An 18,290-nucleotide genomic window follows, 5' to 3' on the forward strand; every position below is an offset into this window, starting at 1 on the left:
GGCAACTGCCGTCGCGAAGCGGCGCCCGGCAGGCGCCGGCGGTGTCAGGCCACGGCCATGCGCTGGCTCAGCAGCTGGCGCAGCTCGTCGCTGGAGCGCAGGTCGAGCGCGTCGTGGATCTTGCGCACGTGGTCGATGATGGTGGCCGTGGCCACGCCCAGCTGCTGGCCGATCTGCCCGTGTGTCTGGCCCTCGAAGAGACCGCGGCACACCGCCAGCTGCCCGGGCGTCAGCGGCAGGCCGCGCAGGCAGCGTTCCAGCGCCACGCGGTGGGGCTCGAGCCGGCGCAGCGTCACCTGTGCCAGCGGCGCTTCGCCGGGGCTGCGCGCGCGCAGCAGCGTGCCGCTGGCCACGAACTGCCCTGCGCCGTTTTCGTGCACCAGCGAGGGCGGCGGTGCCAGCACTTCGGCCGCGCCCGCTGCGGCACGCTCGCGCAGCCTCGCCAGCAGCCAGGCCATCAACGGCACGCGCACCACCGGCAGCGGATGGGCCAGGCGGTCGGGGGTGAGGCCGCCATCGGCCAGCAGCAGCAAGCGCTCGGCGCCGGGGCTGGCGTGGCAAAGCGCGCCGTCGAGCGTGAGCAGCAGCGACTCGGGGGCGTCGGGGCTGGGGACATGCCGGTCATCGGCCTGCGCCACGCCGTGGGCCTGCAGGGCCGCCGCAAAGGCCGGCAGCACGGCGGCCAGCAGTTGCTCGTCGCGCGGGTTGAAGGGCCGCTCGCCGGGGCCGCGGTAGAGCACGAGTGAGCCGAGCAGCGTGCCGCAACGACTGCGTAGCACGCCTTCCAGCCGCGTGTGCAGACCCTGCGGGCGCCAGATCTCGTTGTAGAGCGCGCTGCGGAAGAAGCCGGGGTGGTTCAGCTCTTCGGCGCTGCGCACGCCGGCGGGCAGGCTGCGCAGCGTGTCGAAGCGCGGCATGGCCTCGGCCTCGCGGCGGTTGTGGAACTCGGTGAAGTACAGGCGTGCGATCTCGGCATCCACCGGCCCTTCGATGAAGTAGCGCACCAGGCGGCCCTGGGCGTCGGTCCAGTCGAAGAGATTGCGCTGGCTGGGCACCAGCGTGTGCAGTGCTTCCAGCAGCGCGGGCACCAGCACTTCAGGGCGCAGCTGCAGGGCGCACAGCGCGCGCAGCGCGGCCAGGGCTCGGGTGGTTTTCATCGTGGGCCGCAGTCTGGCCAGCGGCCGAGGTGCTTGCATCCGCAGCCCTGGCGACGGGGCACGCGCGCCGCCCCCAGCGATGGGGGCGAATTCGGGCCAGGCCCTGCCTACGCTGGGGCCCTCTTCAACACCACCGCCAGGAGCCCCCCATGACCTTGCTTGCCAGCCGCAATGCCACCTCCATGCCAGAGCGCAGCGCCGTCGCGGTCTCGCTGCACGTGAACACCATCGCGCTGCTCGACCGTGCCTGCACGCTGATCCAGGCGGGCCGCGCCGTGGAGGCCTTCCGGCTGCTCACGCCGCCGCTGTCGGCGCTGTGGTCGGAGGCGCGCGCCACCGGGCGCGATGAAGAGATGCTGGCCTGGTGCCGCGCGCACCCGCTGCACGCGCTGGTGCAGCAAGACCCCTTCACGCACCGCGCCGCCAGCAAGCCGCGTGGTTATGCGGGTGACGCGGTGATGATGGACTTCATCTACACCGGCCGGCCGCCGGCCGGCACCACCGCGCAGGGCGCAGAGATCTTCAACGCCACCACCTGCGCGGGCATGGGCCTGTCGGTGCGTTACCGCCGGCAGTTGCTCAAGAGCCTGATCGACGACACCGTGGTGAGCCACGCCGCGCCGCGGCTGCTGAGCGTGGCCTCGGGCCACTGCCGCGAGCTGGAAGGCAGCCTGGCCGAAACGCCGCACTTCGCCGGCGAATTCGTCGCGCTGGACCAGGACCCGCTGTCGTGCGCGGAGGTGGCGCGTGTGCATGCCGCGCACCGCGTGCGCGTGGTCAACCACGGCGTGCGCGATCTCGTCAGCGGGCCGCTGGCCGCGACGCTGGGCCACTTCGACCTCATCTACTCGGCCGGCCTCTACGACTACCTGCCCGACGTGCTGGCGCGCCGCCTCACGCAGCGGCTGCTGAGCCTGCTGCGGCCGGGCGGGCGGCTGCTGCTGGCCAACTTCGTGCCCGGCGGCACGGGCCGCGGCTACATGGAGCTGTTCATGGACTGGACGCTGGTGCTGCGCAACGAAGCCGCCATGCGCACCCTGGCCGAAGCCGCGGGTGCCGCGCACACCGTGACTTTCCACGATCCCCACCGCAACGTCGTCTACGCCGAGCTGCAGCGCGAGCCGGCGGCCTGACGCCGGCCGCTCGCCGTGTTCAGCCGGCGGCCAGCCGCGCGCGCAGCGCTTCGATGCGCGCGCGGTTGGCGCCGCGGTCGCTGTAGCCCAGGCGCGAGGCCGAGCGCACCTGCACCACCTGCGCGACGGGGTCGAACCAGAACTCCACATCGTCGGTGTAGCGCATCAGCGGCGTGCTGAACTCGCAGCGCAGGTAGTCGCCTTCGCCCTGCACCACGCGCGCGCCGGGCGTGCTTTCCACCAGCTGGCGGATCCTGGCCAGCGTGGCCGGCCCGCTGCCGCCCACCAGCGCCAGCGGCGCGATCTGCGCATAGGCCGCACGCGGGTGGCCGGGCCACAGCGCCGTCTGGCTGCTGACGCTGTTGGGGCGCGTGGAAGGCGCTTTGAGCTTGCCTTCGCGCACGCCCAGGTCGGCCGGCGGGCTGCCCGCGAGCAGGCCCAGGCGGCCGGCGGCGATGCCCAGCAAGGCCAGGCCGCCCAGCGCGGCGACGATGATGAGAAGCCAACGGGTCATGCGTGCTTTCCGATGAGGCCGCCTCAGCGGCGCTTGCTGCCGCCGAGCAGCGAGCCCAGCACGCCGCGGATGATTTCCTTGCCCACCGCGGTGCCGATGCTGCGCACCGCCGAGCCGGCGGCTGCTTCCATCAAGCCGGGCCGGCGCCCGCCGCGCGGGCCGGTGCTGCCGAAGAGCACGTCTTTCAGGCCGCCCATCAGGCCGCCGTCGTCGGCCGCGGGCGCGGTGCCGGCCGGGCTGCCGGGCAGCGGGGCGCCGCCGGCGGCCGGGGCCTGGGCCGCGCCCGGGCCGGCGTCGGCACGGCCGCGGATCTTCTCGTAGGCCGATTCGCGGTCCACCGTCTTCTCGTAGGTGCCGGCCACCAGCGAACCCGCGATCAGCGCCTGCCGCTGCTGCGGCGTGATCGGCCCGATCTGGCTGCCCGGCGGCAGCACGAACACACGTTCGGTCACGCTGGGCCGGCCCTTGGCATCGAGGAAGCTCACCAGCGCCTCGCCCACCGCCAGCTCTTGGATGGCGGTGGCCATGTCGCCGATCTGGGGGTTGGCGCGCATGGTCTCGGCCGCGCTCTTCACGGCCTTCTGGTCGCGCGGGGTGAAGGCGCGCAGTGCGTGCTGCACGCGGTTGCCCAGCTGCGCGAGCACGGTGTCGGGCACGTCCAGCGGGTTCTGCGTCACGAAGTACACGCCCACGCCCTTGCTGCGCACCAGGCGCACCACGAGTTCGATGCGCTCGGTGAGCGCCGGCGGCGCGTCCTTGAACAGCAGGTGGGCCTCGTCGAAGAAGAAGACGAGCTTGGGCTTGTCCAGGTCGCCCACCTCGGGGAGCAGCTCAAAAAGCTCCGACAGCATCCACAGCAGGAAGGTGGCGTACAGGCGCGGCGAGTTCATCAGCTGGTCGGCCGCCAGCACGTTGATGACGCCCTTGCCATCGACGGTCTGCATGAAGTCGCTGATGTCGAGCATGGGCTCGCCGAAGAACTTGTCGCCGCCCTGTTCCTCGATCTGCAGCAGGCCGCGCTGGATGGCGCCCACGCTGGCGGCGCTGATGTTCCCGTACTCGGTGGTGAAGTTCTTGGCGTTGTCGCCCACGTACTGCAGCGCGGCGCGCAGGTCCTTCATGTCCAGGATCAGCAGGCCGTTGTCGTCGCAGATCTTGAACACGAGGTTCAGCACGCCGGCCTGCGTTTCGTTCAGCGCCAGCATGCGCGCCAGCAGCAGCGGGCCCATGTCGCTGACGGTGGCGCGCACGGGGTGGCCGTCCTTGCCGAACACGTCCCACAGCGTGGCCGGGCACTGGAAGGGTTCGGGCTCGGGCAGGCCGCGTTCCTTCAGGATGCCGGCCACCTTGGGGCTGAGCGTGCCGCGCTGCGTGATGCCGGTGAGGTCGCCCTTCACGTCGGCCATGAAGACCGGCACGCCGATCTTGCTGAAGCTCTCGGCCAGGGTCTGCAGCGTGATGGTCTTGCCGGTGCCGGTGGCGCCGGTGATGAGGCCGTGGCGGTTGGCCAGGGCGGGCAGCAGGTGGCACTGCACGTCGCCGTGCTGGGCAACGAGGATGGGTTCGGGCATGGGCGCACTCCGCAAGGTGACGCCCTGCAGTCTAAGGGCCTGTCTTTGCCCCCTCGGCGGCTGCCGGTGGCGTTTGAAGCGCCTTCAGCGTCGCGGCACACCAGCCCCGGTCGGCCTCGCTGAGCTGCGGGAAGGCGGCCGCCGCAGCGGCCACGGCGGTGGCCCGGCCGGTTTCGTCGCCCGCGGCGGCGGCCACGCGGGCCAGGGCTTCCCAGGCGAAGAAGAACTCCAGCGCCGGCGCCGGCGGTTCCTGCGCCTGCACTGCGGCCAGGCAGGCCTGCGCGTGGGCGCGGGCCTCGCCCAAGGCGCCGGCGCGGGCGCAGCTCAGCGCCAGGCGGTAGTCGGCCCGTTCCACCTCCAGCCAGGTGCCGGCACGCGCCCAGGCGCGGCGGGCCTGGTGGGCGGCCTGCAGCATCAGCGCCACCTGCGCGGGGCTGAGCGTGGTTTCGTCGTGCAGGTGGCCCGCGGTGTTGTTGGCGCTGACGGCCAGCGCGCGCACGGCCGGGTCGGCATCGGGCAGGGCGGCGCAGGCGGCTTCGGCCTGCAGCAGCAGGGCGCTGGCACGGGGCGCGTCGGTGAAGGTGAGCAGGGCGCCCACCTGGGCGTCGAAGCGGGCGCGCTCCGCGGGCGGTGTGTCGGCAGGCAGGACGCCTGGTTCGCCGGCTGCCAGGCGCAGTGCCGTGCGATGGCGCTGCAGCGCCTGCGCGGTGCTGCCGTCAGCGGCCACCACGGGCAGGGCCGCCAGCGCCTGCTGCAGCGCCAGGGCCTCGCCCCACCGGCCCAGGTGCAGACCCTGCACGTGCTGGGCGAGGAAGGCGAGCTGCGCCACCTGCTCGTCGGTCTGCACCAGGGCCAGACCCTCGGGCTGCAGGCGGGCCGCCACCCGGGCGGGATGCGTGGCGTGCTCGTTCCAGGCCTGGTCGAGAAAGGTGTCGAAGTCCATGGCGCGGCTGTGTCGGCGGTGGCTGGGGGCGATACCTTAGGGGCCCTTCGGGTGCCTGACCAGCCCCCAGTCCCGCGCCCGCGGCCCCGGCGGCTAAAATCACGGGCTGTCTTTCAGGAGCTCTGCATCTCATGGCCGGTCATTCCAAGTGGGCGAACATCCAGCATCGCAAGGGCCGCCAGGATGAAAAACGCGGCAAGGCGTGGACGCGCGTGATCCGCGAAATCATGGTCGCGGCCCGCCTGGGCGGTGGCGACCCCGCCGCCAACCCGCGCCTGCGCCTGGCCATCGAGAAGGCCAAGGCGGTGAACCTGCCCGTCGACACCGTCAAGCGCAACATCGACAAGGCCACCGGCAACCTCGAAGGCGTGAGCTACGAGGAAATCCGCTACGAGGGCTACGGCATCGGTGGCGCCGCGCTCATCGTCGATTGCATGACCGACAACCGCGTGCGCACCGTGGCCGAGGTGCGCCACGCCTTCAGCAAGCACGGCGGCAACATGGGCACCGAAGGCAGCGTCGCCTTCCAGTTCAAGCACTGCGGCCAGCTGGTGTTTGCGCCCGGCACGAGCGAAGACAAGGTGATGGAAGTGGCGCTGGAAGCCGGCGCCGACGACGTGATCACCGGCGACGACGGCAGCGTGGAAGTGCTGTGCCCGCCCGCCGAGTTCGAAGCCGTGAAGGCCGCGCTGGAAGCGGCCGGCCTGAAGGCCGAAATCGCCGAAGTGACCTGGCGCGCCGAGAACACCGTGGAGGTGACTGGCGAAGACGCGGTGCGCATGCAGAAGCTGCTCGACGTCATCGAAGACCTGGACGACGTGCAGGACGTCTTCCACAACGCGGTTCTGTCCGAGTGACCGGCGCATGAAGGTCCTCGTCATCGGCGGCGGCGGCCGCGAGCACGCCCTGGCCTGGAAGCTGGCCCAGAGCGAACGTGTGCAGCGCGTCTACGTGGCCCCCGGCAACGGCGGCACCGCCACCGACCCCGCGCTGCACAACCTGCCGCTGCACACGCCGCACGAGCTGGCCGATTTCGCGCAGGCCGAGAAGATCGCGCTCACCGTGGTGGGCCCCGAGGCGCCTCTCGCCGCCGGCGTGGTGGACGTGTTCCGCGCCCGCGGCCTGCGCATCTTCGGCCCCACGCGCGCCGCGGCCCAGCTGGAAAGCAGCAAGGCCTACGCGAAGGAGTTCATGCAGCGCCACGGCATCCCTACCGCGCTGTACGCCACCTTCACCAGCGCCGCCGAGGCGCACGCGCACGTCGACAAACACGGCGCGCCCATCGTCATCAAGGCCGACGGCCTGGCCGCCGGCAAGGGCGTGGTGGTGGCCATGACGCTGGCCGAGGCCCATGCCGCCATCGACGACATGCTGGTCGCCAACACCTTGGGCGTGCAGCACAACGTCGAGGGCGCGCGCGTCGTCATCGAAGAGTTCATGCAGGGCGAAGAAGCCAGCTTCATCGTGCTGTGCGACGGCAAGAACGTGCTCACGCTGGCCACCAGCCAGGACCACAAGCGCATCGGTGAAGGCGACACCGGCCCCAACACCGGCGGCATGGGCGCCTACTCGCCGGCCCCCGTGGTCACGCCCGATGTGCATGCCCGTGTGATGCGCGAGATCGTGCACCCCACCATCGCCGGCATGGCGAAAGACGGCGTGCAGTACACCGGCTTCCTCTATGCCGGCTTGATGATCGACGCGCAAGGCCACCCGCGCACGGTAGAGTTCAACTGCCGCCTCGGCGACCCCGAGGCGCAGGTCATCCTGATGCGCCTGAAGAGCGATCTCTTCGAGGTGCTGATGCACGCCACCGACGGCACGCTCGACCAGGTCGAGCTGCAATGGGACCGCCGCAGCGCCCTGGGCGTGGTGATGGCCGCGCACGGCTACCCGGCCGCGCCGCGCAAGGGCGACGCGATCAGCGGCCTCCCCGCCGGCACGGCCGACCTGCAGGTCTTCCACGCCGGCACCACGCTGGATGGCGGCGTGCTCCAGACCAGCGGCGGCCGTGTGCTCTGCGTCACCGCCTTGGGCGATTCGGTGCGCCTGGCGCAGCAGGCGGCGCTGACCGCGGTGCGGCAGATCCAGTTCGATGGTGCGCAGTGGCGCAACGACATCGGCCACTGCGCCATCCGCCACTGAGCCGGCCCGCTTGAGCGACACCCTGGCCACCGTGCCGAGCCCGTCTGGCCTGCCGCAGGAACTGCGGCAGCGCCCGGTGCAGTTGCAGGGCAGCGCGCTCGCGCGCTGGTTGCTGCGCCTGGGCCGCTGGCAGGTGCACTTCGACGGCCTGCCGGCGGCGCAAGGCGTGTTGATCGTCTACCCGCACACCAGCAACTGGGACTTCGTCGTCGGCCTGCTGGCCAAATGGGCCGTTGGCATCCGGGTCAGCTTCTGGGGCAAGGACACCCTGTTCCGCGTGCCGCTGTTCGGCCGCTGGGTGCGCTACCTGGGCGGTGTGCCGGTGCTGCGCGACCGCCCGCACGGCCAAGTGGGCCAGATGGTGCAGGCCCTGGCGCAGGCGCGTGCCGAAGGCCGTTTCATGTGGCTGGCGCTGGCGCCCGAGGGCACACGCGCCCGCACCGAGGGCTGGCGCACGGGTTTCTACCGCGTCACCACGCAGGCCGCGGTGCCGCTGGGCCTGATCCGGCTCGACTACGCGCAGCGCAAGATCACCTTCGACAGCTATTGGCGCTGCAGCGGCGTGCTGGCCACCGATTTCGAACTCTTCGCCCGGCGCCTGTCGTCCGGCCGCGGCCTGCGCCGCGAGCAGGCCTCGCCCGTGCGACCCTTGTCCCCGCCGAACGAGAACCGCCCATGATCGACACCGCCGCCGTCCGCACCTACCTGCTGGGCCTGCAGGAGCACATCGTCAGCACGCTGCAGGCCGAAGACGGCAAGACCTTCCTGCGCGACGGCTGGCAGCGCCCGGCCGGCGGCAAGCTGGAAGGCGACGGCCTCTCGCAGCTGGTGGAAGAGGGCGGCCTGCTGGAGCGTGGCGGCTGCAACTTCAGCCACGTCAAGGGCGCCAGCCTGCCGCCGAGTGCCACGCAGCACCGCAGCGAGCTGGCCGGCGCGCCCTTCGAGGCCCTGGGCGTGAGCCTGGTGATGCACCCGCGCAACCCTTACGTGCCCACGGTGCACATGAACGTGCGGCTGCTGGCGGCCTTCCCGGAAGGCAAGCCGGCCGTCACGTGGTTCGGCGGCGGCATGGACCTCACCCCCTACTACGGCTTCGAGGACGATGCGCGCCACTTCCACCGTGTGAACGCCGACGCGCTGGCGCCCTTCGGCGCCGACAAGTACCCGCGCTTCAAGGCCTGGTGCGACGAGTACTTCTTCCTCAAGCACCGCAACGAGCCGCGCGGCGTGGGCGGCGTGTTCTTCGACGACTTCAACGAAGGCAGCTTCGAGGAAGGCTTCGCGATGATGCGCGCCGTGGGCGATGCCTTCATCCCGGCCTACCTGCCCATCGTGCAGCGCCGCCGCGAGACGCCTTACGGCGAGACGCAGCGCGATTTCCAGGCCTACCGGCGCGGCCGCTATGTCGAATTCAACCTCGTGTGGGACCGCGGCACGCACTTCGGCCTGCACGGCGGCGGCCGCACCGAGAGCATCCTGATGAGCATGCCGCCCATCGTGAAGTGGCGCTACGACTGGAAGCCCGAGGCCGGCAGCGAAGAAGCGCGCCTCTACAGCGACTTCCTGCGCCCGCGCGATTGGCTGAACGAATGAAGGCCGAAGGAATGGCGCTGCGTGAATAAACGCGTCGGCCTCTTCGGCGGCACCTTCGACCCCGTGCACCGGGCGCACGTGGCGCTGGCTCATGCTGCGCTGCGCGGCCTGCAGCTCGACGAGGTGCGCTGGGTGCCCACCGGCCACTCGTGGCAGAAGCACCACCGCGCCGCCAGTGCCGAGCACCGCGCGGCCATGGTGCGCCTGGCCATGGGCGACGAGCCGCGCTTCGTGCTCAGCCGCATCGAGATCGACCGCGCCGGCCCGAGCTACACGCTGGACACCGTGCGCGCGCTGCATGCGGCCGAGCCGGGCCACGAGTGGGTGCTGATCATTGGGCAAGACCAATACGCCCGGCTGCACACCTGGCGCGACTGGCCGGTGTTGCTGAGCCTGGTGACGCTGGCCGTGGCCAACCGGCCGGGCACCGACCTCGCGCCTTCACCCGAAGTGCTGGCCCACCCGCACCGCGCCGTGCCGCTGCCGATGCTGGACATCAGCGCCACCGACATCCGCGCCCGCCTCGCTGCGGGGCAGGACATCTCGCAACTGGTGCCGCCCGAAGTGGCGCGCTATATTGAAACCCACGGCCTGTATCAGGCCCTCGCCACCCGCGAGCCCACACCCCCAGGGAGCTGAATCTGGACATCCGCAAGCTGCAACGCGCCATCGTCGACGGTCTGGAAGACGTGAAGGCCCAGCACATCGCCGTCTTCAACACCGAGCACCTGAGCTCCATGTTCGAGCGCGTGATCATCGCGTCGGGCACCAGCAACCGGCAGACCAAGGCCCTGGCCGCCAGCGTGCGCGACAGCGTGCGCGGCCAAGGCTTCCAGGTGATGAGCACCGAGGGCGAGGACAACGGCGAGTGGATCATCGTCGACTGCGGCGCCGCGGTGGCGCACATCATGCAGCCGGCCATCCGCGAGTACTACCACCTCGAGGAGATCTGGGGCGGCAAGGCCGTGAAGATGAAGCTGGGCGCGGTGAAGACCGGCCTGGTGAAGGCCAGCGAGCCCGACGAAGACGAAGCCCCCGCGAAGAAGCCAGCGCGCAAGGCTGGCGGTGCTGCCGCGGCGCCTGCAAAGAAGGCTGCGCCCAAGAAGACCGCGGCCAAGGCCGCACCCGCGAAGGCGTCCAGCGCCCCGCGCAAGGCCGCCAGCAAGACGGCTGGCAAGACGCCGGTGAAGACCATCGTGGCGCCGCAGCCCAAGTCTGCCGCCAAGAAGACGGCGGCCAAGACCGTGGCCAAGAAGGCCGCGAACAAGAGCGCGGCCTACCAGCGCGTGGGCGCCCGCCGCCCCTCGGCCAAGACGGCCGGCGCTGCCGCCGCCCCGGCCGCCCGCAAGGCGCCGGCGCGCAAGAAGAGCGCCTGAGCGCACGCCGCGTTCCTGCGGGCTGAAGCCGGCCGCTGGCCATGAAGCTGCTCGTGGTGGCCGTGGGCCAGCGCCAGCCCGGTTGGGCCGACGAAGCCTGGGGCGATTTCGCCAAGCGCTTTCCGCCCGAGATGCGCCTGGAACTCAAGGCGCTGAAGGCCGAGCCGCGCAGCGGCGGCAAGACGGCCGCGCAATGCATGGCGGCCGAGGCCGCGCGTTTCGAGGCCGCCCTGCCCAAGGGCTGCCGCCGCGTGGTGCTGGACGAACACGGCACGCGCCGCACCACGGCACAGTTGGCCGAGCGCCTGCCCTTGTGGCGCAGCGAAGGGCGCGACGTGGCGCTGCTGATCGGTGGCCCCGACGGCCTGGCACCGGAACTCAAGACCACGGCCGACGAAACCCTGCGGCTGAGCGACCTGACCTTGCCGCACGCCTTTGCGCGTGTGCTGCTGGCCGAGGCGCTGTACCGCGCCTGGACGCTGGCCAGCGGCCACCCCTACCACCGCGAGTGAAGCCGCACGCGGCCCGCTGCGCTTGCGTGCGGCCGTGCCGGGCTTGGCCTGGCCAGCGCCCTGTGGAGAATGGGGCCCATGACACCGCACGATTTCGTCTACCTCGCCTCGCAGAGCCCGCGCCGCGCGCAATTGCTGGACCAACTGGGCGTGAAGCACCGCCCGCTGCTGCCTGATGCCGGTGAAGACGCCGAAGCCCTGGAGGCCGAGCGCACCGGCGAGCTGCCACTGGATTACGTGCAGCGCGTCACCCGCCTGAAGCTAGAGGCCGCGCGCCGGCGGCTGCGCCGCCGCGGCCTGCCGGCAGCGCCCATCCTCTGCGCCGACACCACCGTGGCGGTGGGCCGCCGCATCCTGGGCAAGCCGGCCGATGCGGCCGAGGCCGCCGAGATGCTGCACCTGCTGTCGGGCCGCACGCACCGCGTGATGACCTGCGTGGCGGTGCAGGCCGGCAACCAGGCGCACACGCTGACGCAGGTCTCGCGGGTGCGTTTTGCCGACCTTTCGGAGACCACCATCCGCCGCTACATCGACAGCGGTGAACCGATGGGCAAGGCCGGTGCCTATGCCATCCAGGGCTGCATCGCGGCCTGGATCGCGCACATCGAGGGCAGCCACAGCGGCATCATGGGCCTGCCGCTGTTCGAAACCACCCAACTGCTGGCGCGCGCACGCGTGCGGCTGGAACTCTGAACCGTCATGGCCACGCAAGACATCCTGATCAACTGGAGCCCGCAGGAAACGCGCGTGGCCGTGGTGGAAAACGGCGCCGTGCAGGAACTGCACATCGAGCGCACGCTCGAGCGCGGGCAGGTGGGCAACGTCTACCTGGGCAAGGTGGTGCGCGTGCTGCCGGGCATGCAGAGCGCCTTCATCGACATCGGCCTGGAGCGCGCGGCCTTCCTGCACGTGGCCGACCTGCTCGGTGGCCCGCCGCGCCACGAGGGCCGCAACGACGCCGCGCTGGTGCCCATCGAGAAGCAGGTCTTCGAGGGCCAGACGCTGACGGTGCAGGTCATCAAGGACGCCATCGGCACCAAGGGCGCGCGCCTGTCCACGCAGATCAGCATCGCCGGGCGCATGCTGGTCTTCCTGCCGCACGACAAGCACATCGGCATCAGCCAGAAGATCGGCAGCCACGAACTGCGCGAAGCCCTGCGCGCGCGCATGCAGGCGCTGGCGGGCGAGGGCGGGGGCGGCTTCATCCTGCGCACCAACGCCGAAGAGGCCACCGATGCCGAGCTGGCGGACGACATCGCCTACCTGCGGCGGGCCTGGGCGCTGATCCGCGAACGCAGCCAGAAGCTGCCGCCGGGCAGCCTGCTGCACCAGGACCTGAGCCTGGCCGAACGCGTGCTGCGCGACCTGGCCAACGAACACACGCACAGCATCCGCATCGACAGCAAGCTGCAGCGCGAGGCGCTGCACCGCTTCGGCGAAACCTACATGCCCGGCGCTGTGAACAAGCTCGAGCACTACAAGGGCGAGCGGCCGATCTTCGACCTCTTCGGCATCGAGGAGGAGATCGCGCGCGCCCTGGCGCGGCGCGTGGAGCTCAAGAGCGGCGGCTACCTCATCGTCGACCAGACCGAGGCGCTGACCACCATCGACGTGAACACCGGCGGCTTCGTCGGCGCGCGCAACTTCGACGACACCATCTTCAAGACCAACCTCGAGGCCGCCGGCGCCATCGCGCGGCAGCTGCGGCTGCGCAACCTGGGCGGCATCATCATCGCCGACTTCATCGACATGACGCGGCCCGAGCACCAGGAGGCGGTGCTGGCCGAGCTGCGCAAGCAGCTCGCCCGCGACCGCACGCGCACCACGGTGAGCGGCTTCACGCAGCTGGGCCTGGTGGAGATGACGCGCAAGCGCACCCGCGAAAGCCTGGCGCACATGCTGTGCGAGCCCTGCCCCACCTGCCAGGGCCGCGGCCAGGTGAAGACGGCGCGCAGCGTGTGTTACGACATCCTGCGCGAGATCCTGCGCGAGGCGCGGCAGTTCGCGCCCAAGGAGTTCCGCGTCATCGCCTCGGCGGCGGTGGTGGAGATGCTGCTGGACGAAGAGAGCGTGCACCTGGCCGGGCTGAGCGAATTCATCGGCAAGCCGATCTCGCTGAGCGCCGAGCCGACGATGAACCCCGAGCAGTACGACATCGTGTTGATGTAGCCGCGGCGCACGCCGGCCTGCCAACGCTCCCCGATGACCCCTTCGCTGCCCGACACGCTGCGCCAGAAGCAGCGCTGGCTCACGCCCGAGTCCCTGAACCTGGCGCCCGACCTGGCCGGCCAGCCCCTGGGCACGCCCTGGCGCCGTGCGCTGGCGATGGGGGTGGACCTGGCGGTGGTGGGCCTGCTCACCGGCGTCAGCGGGGCCTGGCTGTGGGCGGGCCTGGCGCTGGTGCTGCTGCAGTTGCGCAACCGGCCTCGCTTCGCCCCGGCCAGCCGGCGCCAGTGGGTGGGCTGGGTGGCGGCGGCCTTCATCGCCTGGCTGGCGCTGGAAGAGGCGGGCAACCAGTGGCGTGAATGGCGCGAGCCCACCGCAGCCGCGGCGGTGCAGGCAGCTGCAGCGCCTGACGATGACGAGCCTGACAGCGCAGCCACGGCGGCTTGGGCGGCCGCTTCAGCAGCCGCCAGCGGGCCGGCTCTGGCCGCGAGTGCCGCGGCGTCTTCGGCCAGCGCCCCCACCGATGCCGAACGCATCGCCAGCCTGCAGGCGCGCCTGCAGGCCGCCGAAAAAGAGGCCCGCGACGCCCAGCGCGCGCTGGCCGAACGCCCCACCGGGCTGCGCGAGCAGGTCTCGCACTTCCTGGACGAACTCGGTGCGGGTCTGGGCTGGGGCATCGTCTACTTCTCGCTGCTGCCGGCGTGGTGGGGCGGGCAGACGGTGGGCAAGAAGCTGCTGCGCCTGCGCGTGGTGGAGCTCACCGGCAAGCCCATCACCGTGATGCGCTCGCTCAAGCGCTACGGCGGCTATGCGGCCGGGCTGGCCACGGGCGGGCTGGGCTTCCTGCAGGTGCTTTGGGACCCCAACCACCAAGGCCTGCACGACAAGGCCGCGCACACCGCGGTGCTCGATCTGCGCCCCGGCCGCGAGCCTGCACCCCTGCCGGTCGCGAAGCCGACCGAGCCCGAGGGCGCCGCGCCCGCCGCGCAGACCCGGGCCTGAAGGCGCCGCCGTGGATCCGAACACCACCGTCACCCTGCTGGCACTGAACCTGTTGTGCGTGGGTGGCCTGCTGCTCCTGATTGCAGGGCGCATGCCCGACCCAGCGGGGCTGCGCGATTTCGGCACCGGGGCGCTGGTCTTCGGCTTCAGCTATCTGCTGCGCCTGCAACTCGGCTTGGGCTCGGGCTCGGCGCTGGGGCTGCTGCCGGATGTCGGCATGATCTTCGCGACGCTCAGCTTCGCCAACGGGCTGCGCCAGTTCACAGGGCGCGCCCCTCTGGGCCGGGGTCGTCTGGCCGCCGTGGTGGCGGTTTATGCCGCAGTGGCGCTGGGTGCCCTGCTGCTGGCCGGTGGGGTGGGGCGCCATGTGGTGCTGAACCTGGCGCTGGGCCTGGGTTACGTGCTGCTGGGCCTGGTGGCGCTGCGGGCGACCCGCCGCGAGGTGCCGCTGCTGCGCACGCCACTGCGCCTGCTGGCCGGCCTGGTGGGGGTGCTGGGGCTGGTGACGGCCGCGCGTGGGCTGGTGATCCTGGCGCTGGGGCTGACGGCGGTGTTCGAAGGTGCGCTGGCCCAGGCCTACTACGGCTACAGCGTGGCCGTGACGGTGCTGCTGTGCCCCACGCTGCTGTGGATGGTGTTCCTGCGCCTGAACATGCGGCTGGGCGAACTCGCCACGCACGACGCGCTGACTGGCGCGCTCAACCGTCGTGGACTCGACGAGGGCCTGCTGCGCCTGCACGCGCAGCGCCCGTCGCCGCTGCTGGTGGCCATGCTGGTGGACATCGACCACTTCAAGCAAGTCAACGACCAGCAGGGCCACGCCACGGGTGATGTGGTGCTGCGCGACATCGCCAAGACACTGGCCGAGGGCGTGCGCGGCGGTGACCTCGTGGCGCGCTGGGGCGGTGAAGAGTTTCTCGTCGTCGGCCAGGCCGGCGAGCCTGGGGCGGTGCAGGCTCTGGCCGAAAGGCTGCGCGCCCGGGTGCAATCCGCGGGCCTTGGCGAGCAGGGAACGCTGGCCTGTACGGTGAGCATCGGCGTCTCGGCGCCCTTCGCCGGGCCCGATGCTTGGGCCGCGGCCCTGCGCGCGGCCGATGCCGCGCTCTACGAGGCCAAACGCGCGGGGCGCAACCGCGTGGTCTTCGCCCCGGGCCTCACCGCCAGCTGACGCGGCCGGGCCTCCACGTTTGCCGCAGCTTGTGGCCGCTGGGTGGCCTGCCTAGACTGCCGCGCACGATGCAAGCCGCCCTCAACGAACGCCTCACCCGCATCGGCCCCGGCACGCCCTGTGGAGAGCTGATGCGCCGCTACTGGCAGCCCGTGGCGCTGCTCGACGAGTTCGACCCCGCGCTCGACCCGCGCATGGCCGTGCGCCCGCTGAAGGCCGTGCGCCTGCTCGGGCAAGACCTGGTGCTCTTCCGCGACGAGGCCGGGCGCTGGGGCCTGCTCGACCGCGACTGCCCGCACCGCGGTGCCGACCTCGCCTATGCGCGCCACGAGGGCGACGGCCTCCGCTGCCCCTTCCACGGCTGGAAGTTCGACGCCAGCGGCCGCTGCCTGGAAACGCCCGCCGAGCCGCCGGTGAACGGCCAGCCCAGCACACTGTGCCAGCGCGTGCGCCAGCGCAGCTACCCGCTGCGCCAGGTGGCCGGCGTGCTCTTCGCCTACTTGGGGCCCGAAGACCAGCCGCTGCCCGCGCTGCCGGCCTTCGATGCCTTCACCGCACCGGCCTCGCACCGCTTCGCCTTCAAGGGCCTGTGGCACGCCAACTGGCTGCAGGCCTTCGAAGTGGGCATCGACCCCGCGCACCCGAGCTTCCTGCACCGCTACCTGGAAGACGAAGACGCCGACCCGGCGCGCGCCTACGGCCGCCAGTTCCGCGCCGCCAGCGCCGGCGAGGTGGCCGGCGAACGCTGGCCCATGACGCGCGTGATGCGTGAGTTCTGCAGCCCCGAGATCCAGCACGCCGAGGTGGCCCCCGGCCTCACGCGGCTGACGGCGCTGCGGCGCCTGAACGACGAGCTCACGCACGTGCGCGTGACGCACGCCGCCTTCCCGCACACCTTCGTCATCCCCTTGAGCGAAACGCTCACCATCACGCAGCTGCACGTGCCGGTGGACGACACCCACACCTACTGGTACAGCTTCTTCACCAGCTTTGCCGGCCCGCTGGACCAGGCCACCATGCGCGCGCAGCGCCTGGCGCACATCAGCCTGCCCGACTACGTGCCCAAGAACGGCCGCCACAACCAGTGGAACTTCAACCCCGAAGAGCAGCGCTCGCGCACCTACCTCGGCATGGGCGAAGAAGACATCAACCTGCACGACCAATGGGCCGTGGAGAGCATGGGCCCGATCCAGGACCGCACGCGCGAGCACCTGGGCACGAGCGACAAGGTGATCATGGCGAACCGGCGCACCTTGATGAAGGCCATCGACACTGTGGAAGCCGGCGGCACGCCGCCGATGGTGCTGGCGGCCGAGCAGGCCGCGGGGCTGCAAGGCCCCGACACCATCGACTGCATCGCGCCCACCGAAGGCTGGGCCGCGCATTGGCAGGCTGCCGCGGCAGCCAAGCGGGCCGGGGCGGCTTGGCTGGCGGATGCGACCGCTGCGGCCGCCGAACAGCAGCCCGCATGAGCCTCGCCCAGCGTTGCGGCGCGCACGGCCCGGCGCGCGAGGCGGCCTGCGCCAGCGTGCTGCAGCAGGTGCGCGATGCGGGCCTGCAGCAGGTGCGCGTGGCCTGGGCCGACCTGCAGGGCCAGCACCGCTGCAAGACCCTGCCGGTGGCCGGTGCCGATGGCCAAGCCGCGCTGGCCGCGGCGCTGCAGGGTGGCATCGGCATGGTCAGCACCTTGCTGCTGAAGGACAGCAGCGACCGCACCGCGCTGCCGGTGTTCGAGGCCGGCGCGCTGGCCGCCGTGCCCGGCCTGGCGGGCTACGGCGCGGCCAACAACGTGCTGTTGCTGCCGGCGCCCGAGAGCTTCACCGTGCTGCCCTGGGCGCCGCAGGTGGGCTGGCTGCGGGCCGAGCCCTGGTGGCCCGACGGCCGCCCCGTGGCTGCCGACCCGCGGCGCGTGCTGCAGCAGGCGCTGGCCGAGTTGGCGGCTTTCGAGGGCAGGGGCTGCACGCTGCGCTGCGGGTTGGAGCTGGAGTTCCATGTCCACCGCATGACCGACGACAGCCTCACGGCTGACGGCCCGTCCGCCGGCGCCTGGCCGGCCGAAGCGCCCGCGCTGCGCCACACCCACCCGGGCTGGCAGCTGCTGAGCGAAGCGCACACCGACGCCTGCGACGAGGTGCTGCAGACCGTGCAGCGCACCGCACTCGGCCTGGGCCTGCCGCTGCGTTCGCTGGAAATCGAGATGGGCCCGAGCCAGTTCGAGGCCGTCTTCGCACCCACCGATGCGCTCACCGCGGCCGACCAGGCCCTGGCCTTTCGCAACGGCCTGCGCCAGGCGCTGCGGCGCGTTGGCTACCACGCCAGTTTCGCCTGCAAGCCGCCGCTGGCCGGCAGCGTGGGCAGCGGCTGGCACCTGCATCAGTCGCTGGTGGACGCACAAGGCCGCAACGCCTTCATGCCGCTGGCAGGCGGGCGCGCCGAACGGCCGGCCCACGACGCCCAGCGCTGGCTCTCGGCCACCGGCGCGCACTGGCTGGCCGGGCTGCTGGCGCACGTACGCGGCCTCACGGCGCTGTGTGCGCCCAGCATCCCGGCCTATGCGCGCTACCAGGGCGGCGTGATGGCGCCGCGCGCGGCGGTCTGGGGCCGCGACAACCGCGGCGCGATGCTGCGCGTGGTGGGCAACGACGCCGCCGACGAGACCGACACCGCCACGCGCGTCGAGAACCGCCTGGCCGAGCCCTTGGCCAACCCCTACCTCATGCTGGCCGGGCAGGTGTTCGCCGGCCTGCACGGCCTGCGCATCGCACTGCCAGCCCCGGCCGGCAGTGAGGCGCCCTACGACCCCGCGCACCCTGCGCTGCCGGCCACGCTCGACGAAGCCCTCGTGGCGTTGGAAGCCGACCCTGTGCTGATGCAGGGCCTGGGCGCGCCCATGGCCGCGGTCTACGCCGCGGTGCGCCGGCAGGAACTGGCGCGCCATGCGGCTGCTACGGACAAGACCGAGTGGGAACGCAGGGAATACTTCGCCAGATCCTGAGGCCGTCAACGGGCC

At 71.8% G+C, this 18,290-nt stretch carries 18 protein-coding genes; 14 read left to right on the forward strand and 4 right to left on the reverse strand.

Going from position 1 to position 18,290, the window contains the following annotated elements; translation table 11 throughout:
- Positions 1–44 precede the first annotated feature (44 nt).
- Entirely contained in the window at positions 45–1,157 is a 1,113-nt protein-coding gene (locus tag EOE66_RS17640) for a helix-turn-helix transcriptional regulator (RefSeq protein ID WP_128230031.1), read from the reverse strand.
- 149 nt (positions 1,158–1,306) lie between these two features.
- Here EOE66_RS17640 and EOE66_RS17645 point away from each other — a divergent pair, with 149 nt between their 5' ends.
- Positions 1,307–2,290, forward strand: a complete 984-nt coding sequence (locus tag EOE66_RS17645; protein ID WP_128230032.1) for a class I SAM-dependent methyltransferase — start codon at positions 1,307–1,309, stop codon at positions 2,288–2,290.
- A 19-nt stretch (positions 2,291–2,309) separates the two neighbouring features.
- Here EOE66_RS17645 and EOE66_RS17650 read toward each other — a convergent pair whose 3' ends face one another.
- The 3 genes from EOE66_RS17650 to EOE66_RS17660 are packed head-to-tail and all read right to left on the reverse strand — an operon-like array spanning position 2,310 to position 5,318.
- Positions 2,310–2,804, reverse strand: a complete 495-nt coding sequence (locus tag EOE66_RS17650; RefSeq protein ID WP_128230033.1) for a DUF1499 domain-containing protein — start codon at positions 2,802–2,804, stop codon at positions 2,310–2,312.
- Positions 2,805–2,827: 23 nt separating this feature from the next.
- Positions 2,828–4,375, reverse strand: coding sequence for a helicase HerA-like C-terminal domain-containing protein (locus EOE66_RS17655; protein ID WP_128230034.1), 1,548 nt, complete (start codon positions 4,373–4,375; stop codon positions 2,828–2,830).
- A 31-nt stretch (positions 4,376–4,406) separates the two neighbouring features.
- Positions 4,407–5,318, reverse strand: coding sequence for a hypothetical protein (locus EOE66_RS17660; protein WP_128230035.1), 912 nt, complete (start codon positions 5,316–5,318; stop codon positions 4,407–4,409).
- A gap of 131 nt (positions 5,319–5,449) precedes the next feature.
- Between EOE66_RS17660 and EOE66_RS17665 the strand changes: the two genes are divergently transcribed.
- From EOE66_RS17665 to EOE66_RS17725, 13 genes are all read left to right on the forward strand, one after another.
- Positions 5,450–6,175: a YebC/PmpR family DNA-binding transcriptional regulator gene (locus EOE66_RS17665; protein ID WP_128230036.1), complete on the forward strand. Its 726-nt coding sequence runs from the start codon at positions 5,450–5,452 to the stop codon at positions 6,173–6,175.
- 7 nt (positions 6,176–6,182) lie between these two features.
- Positions 6,183–7,463, forward strand: a complete 1,281-nt coding sequence (gene purD / locus EOE66_RS17670; protein WP_128230037.1) for a phosphoribosylamine--glycine ligase — start codon at positions 6,183–6,185, stop codon at positions 7,461–7,463.
- A gap of 10 nt (positions 7,464–7,473) precedes the next feature.
- Positions 7,474–8,142, forward strand: a complete 669-nt coding sequence (locus EOE66_RS17675; RefSeq protein WP_164885155.1) for a 1-acyl-sn-glycerol-3-phosphate acyltransferase — start codon at positions 7,474–7,476, stop codon at positions 8,140–8,142.
- The gene (hemF, locus tag EOE66_RS17680; protein WP_128230039.1) at positions 8,139–9,056 is read left to right on the forward strand and encodes an oxygen-dependent coproporphyrinogen oxidase; all 918 of its coding nucleotides are present in this window, start codon (positions 8,139–8,141) and stop codon (positions 9,054–9,056) included. The genes EOE66_RS17675 and hemF overlap by 4 nt, the downstream gene beginning before the upstream one ends.
- Before the next feature lie 21 nt (positions 9,057–9,077).
- Positions 9,078–9,695 carry a nicotinate-nucleotide adenylyltransferase gene (nadD, locus tag EOE66_RS17685; RefSeq protein WP_128230040.1) on the forward strand — a complete coding sequence of 206 codons (618 nt, stop codon included), beginning with the start codon at positions 9,078–9,080 and terminating at the stop codon, positions 9,693–9,695.
- A 2-nt stretch (positions 9,696–9,697) separates the two neighbouring features.
- Positions 9,698–10,432, forward strand: coding sequence for a ribosome silencing factor (gene rsfS / locus EOE66_RS17690; RefSeq protein WP_128230041.1), 735 nt, complete (start codon positions 9,698–9,700; stop codon positions 10,430–10,432).
- 41 nt (positions 10,433–10,473) lie between these two features.
- Positions 10,474–10,944 carry a 23S rRNA (pseudouridine(1915)-N(3))-methyltransferase RlmH gene (gene rlmH / locus EOE66_RS17695; RefSeq protein ID WP_128230042.1) on the forward strand — a complete coding sequence of 157 codons (471 nt, stop codon included), beginning with the start codon at positions 10,474–10,476 and terminating at the stop codon, positions 10,942–10,944.
- Between the two features lie 78 nt (positions 10,945–11,022).
- Positions 11,023–11,637 carry a Maf family protein gene (locus EOE66_RS17700; RefSeq protein WP_128230043.1) on the forward strand — a complete coding sequence of 205 codons (615 nt, stop codon included), beginning with the start codon at positions 11,023–11,025 and terminating at the stop codon, positions 11,635–11,637.
- 6 nt (positions 11,638–11,643) lie between these two features.
- A complete protein-coding gene (gene rng / locus EOE66_RS17705; protein WP_128230044.1) occupies positions 11,644–13,113 on the forward strand; it encodes a ribonuclease G in 1,470 nt (489 codons plus the stop codon).
- Between the two features lie 33 nt (positions 13,114–13,146).
- Positions 13,147–14,112, forward strand: a complete 966-nt coding sequence (locus EOE66_RS17710; RefSeq protein WP_128230045.1) for an RDD family protein — start codon at positions 13,147–13,149, stop codon at positions 14,110–14,112.
- A 10-nt stretch (positions 14,113–14,122) separates the two neighbouring features.
- Positions 14,123–15,280 (forward strand): GGDEF domain-containing protein, encoded by a 1,158-nt coding sequence (locus tag EOE66_RS17715; RefSeq protein WP_164885156.1) that lies wholly within the window; start codon positions 14,123–14,125, stop codon positions 15,278–15,280.
- A 68-nt stretch (positions 15,281–15,348) separates the two neighbouring features.
- The gene (locus tag EOE66_RS17720; protein WP_128230047.1) at positions 15,349–16,752 is read left to right on the forward strand and encodes a Rieske 2Fe-2S domain-containing protein; all 1,404 of its coding nucleotides are present in this window, start codon (positions 15,349–15,351) and stop codon (positions 16,750–16,752) included.
- Complete coding sequence (locus EOE66_RS17725) at positions 16,749–18,275, forward strand: glutamine synthetase family protein (protein ID WP_128230048.1); 1,527 nt, start codon at positions 16,749–16,751, stop codon at positions 18,273–18,275. Before EOE66_RS17720 ends, EOE66_RS17725 begins: the two co-directional genes overlap by 4 nt.
- Positions 18,276–18,290 lie beyond the last annotated feature (15 nt).

It is taken from the genome of Rubrivivax rivuli, from assembly GCF_004016505.1.
Classification (GTDB): Bacteria; Pseudomonadota; Gammaproteobacteria; order Burkholderiales; family Burkholderiaceae_C; genus Rubrivivax; species Rubrivivax rivuli.